This is a genomic window from Bacillus cereus group sp. BfR-BA-01380 (genome assembly GCF_022663535.1).
GTDB classification, from domain to species: Bacteria; Bacillota; Bacilli; order Bacillales; family Bacillaceae_G; genus Bacillus_A; species Bacillus_A cereus_BB.
Window position 1 is genome coordinate 1 of record NZ_JAKUFS010000070.1, and the last position, 3,071, is coordinate 3,071.

The following is a 3,071-nucleotide window of genomic DNA, read 5'->3' on the forward strand; positions in this document are numbered from 1 at the left end:
TTGGGGATAAGAAACTTTGAATTTCTTGAGCAAATAGTTGTAATTCATCAGATACAGAAATAGACATACAAAAACGCCATCCTTTCCTATGATTCTACAGAAAGAATAGCGCATTTTTTCATTTTAGGGGGAATTTTATTTTCTTAGCTTGATAGCGATGTGGCGGTATCCCATTATGAACAACCTCCCAATGGAACTATGCTCATTTAAATCCATTCTCCACAAAAATTTAGTTTGAATCCGTTCCTTCTGATTTCCTTGAACAGCTCTTATCTTAAAATCCGCATGATAGGTAATAGAACGTTCTATGCCTCCATAATATTTTTATTTTTCGTCAGATGTTTCATTTGAAATTCACTAAAGATAATCTTACTCATTTTCTCTTACATTACTTGTATAGTTATTTTCATTCTAACCGGGAAAGGGATGGGAAATTATACAAATACCCGAATAATGGAATTTTTAAGTGTCCAATATTCGGGTTACGGTTCAAAAATGAATTTCCTGCTCTTTTTTATTTAGAAGCACTCTTGGTAGTAGTAGGACGATTTCTCGAAATTTTTCAAAATAAAATAACTATCTCCAATTTTTTTACAAGTTGGCTTTTCTTCTGGTGACTTAAATTCGACAAACAGTTCTTTTGCTTTAATATAATACTTTAATGCAAGCGTTTCATTAGATTCTTTATGATAAATATCACCTAAGAGTTCATAAGCTTGTGCTTTATACTTATTTTTAGAGTTATTGCTGATAACGTTCTGGCAAGTGGACTTTGCGGATTCACAATTTTTTTGAGAAAAATAGCTTTTAGCTAACTCAACTTGTACATTCATAATTTCATTAGGCTGTGCATTGTTTTGAGTATAAATTTTGATAGCTGTTTTGAAAGCTAGCTGAGCTTGATTAAATTCTTTTTTGTAAGAGAGAAGAATACCAAGGTTGGTATATGTTCCTGCTTCATATAACTTGTTTTCATTCAATTTGAAAAAGTTAAGTGCTTTTTCGTTTGCCTTTTCAGCTTCATTGAAACGTTGCAGTTTCATGTTACAAATACCAAGTGTCATAAAAATCTCACCGGCTCTATAATAAGCTTGTATTTGTGCATTTTGTTCTATCGCTTCTTCTAGAAAGTTGATAGATGAATAATACTCACCTAAACGGCCATGAACAAGACCTAAATTGACAAGTAAAGAAATATATAGGAGGCCACTAATTTGTTCATGAATTGTTATTTTATATGCCTTATTTAATATTGTAAGTGCTGACTCATGGTTGTTAGTCCTGTAATATAAGTATCCTAGTGAATCTAAAGATCTAACCATCTCATTTACATAGTTACCTTCTTTCAAAAGGGAAATACTTTTTTTAAAGTAAGGCTTAGCATGATGAAAATCACCGATATTCTCGTAATATTTCCCGTGTATCCAATTTAAAATTCCTTTATCGTATATATTTATATCAGGATGGTTAAAATAGTCCTTTTGTTCAATAAAGATCTTTACTTTATCCCATAGGTGAGTATTAGTGTGATTTTCTGCCGCCTTAATATCTTTTTTTATTTGAGATATTGTTGGTTCTGTATTTTCTACACTTTTAAAGACTTCTTCTATAGAGCACTCTAGTTTATTACTCAAAGCTTCTAGTACTTCATAAGATGGTTGGACCAGTCCTTTTTCTATTTGACTTAAATAACTGCGTGTAATGATACCGTTAGATAATTTTTCCTGGGTTAGTTTTTTTTGTTTTCTTAGCTCTCTGATGCGTTGACCTAACAAATAATATTCCTCCAATCATTTGGTAATGTATTTCATAATGATTATTATTAACATTTTTAAACAAAAAGTAAATATAAAATAAATGTTAATAATGTATTGACAATGTTTTATTGTTAAATTATGATTTATTTACATCGAATAACTATTCAGAAAAAAAAATAAAATGTTAAAAATGTTTATAGTGAAGGAGAAATAAATTATGAAAATGAAAGTTCAATTATTTATGGGAAAAGTAGTTCTTCTTACAGCAACCGTGGCATTATTTACGGATATAGTATGGCCAACGTTAAGTAAAACTTTGTAGTGGAGGGTTGCGTGACTTAATAAATTACGCACATCATATTTATTTTAGGAAAACAAAAAACACTTTATTTTTTTTGTTTCTAAATTTCAGAATATAAAATTTATTTTATGTTAAAAAAATTTACATAGTAAGGATGGAATATTTGATGAAAATGAAAGTTCAATTATTTATGGGGAAAGTAGTTCTTCTTACAGCAACCGTGGCATTATTTACGGATATAGTATGGCCAACGTTAAGTAAAATTTTGTAGTGGAGGGTTGCGTGACTTAATAAATTACGCACATCATATTTATTTTAGGAAAACAAAAAACACTTTATTTTTTTTGTTTCTAAATTTCAGAATATAAAATTTACTTTATGTTAAAAAAATTTACATAGTAAGGATGGAACATTTGATGAAAATGAAAGTTCAATTATTTATGGGGAAAGTAGTTCTTTTTACAGCAACCGTGGCATTATTTACGGATATAGTATGGCCAACGTTAAGTAAAACTTTGTAGTGGAGGGTTGCGTGACTTAATAAATTACGCACATCATATTTATTTTAGGAAAACAAAAAACACTTTATTTTTTTTGTTTCTAAATTTCAGAATATAAAATTTATTTTATGTTAAAAAAATTTACATAGTAAGGATGGAATATTTGATGAAAATGAAAGTTCAATTATTTATGGGGAAAGTAGTTCTTCTTACAGCAACCGTGACATTATTTACGGATATAGTATGGCCAATGTTAAGTAAAACTTTGTAGTGGAGGGATGTGTGATTTAATAAATTGCGACACATTACACTTGTTTTGGGGATTTTCGGAAAAATTATTAGTAGTAGCAGAGTGGTAAATTCCAAAAGAAGATCTGAAGAAGGAGGTGAAAGAAATGAGCCGTGAAATTCCAAAGGAATTATTAAAATCATTAGAAGAGCTAGAACTAAATGAAAACACAACAACAGAAGATGAAATTGAAGCAGCATTAGTAGTAGCAGAGTGGTAAATTC

General features: G+C 29.6%; 1 protein-coding gene. It reads right to left on the reverse strand.

Annotated elements, in window-relative coordinates:
• Positions 1–518 precede the first annotated feature (518 nt).
• The gene (locus tag MR076_RS25790; RefSeq protein ID WP_242225414.1) at positions 519–1,775 is read right to left on the reverse strand and encodes a tetratricopeptide repeat protein; all 1,257 of its coding nucleotides are present in this window, start codon (positions 1,773–1,775) and stop codon (positions 519–521) included.
• Between the last annotated feature and the right edge of the window lie 1,296 nt (positions 1,776–3,071).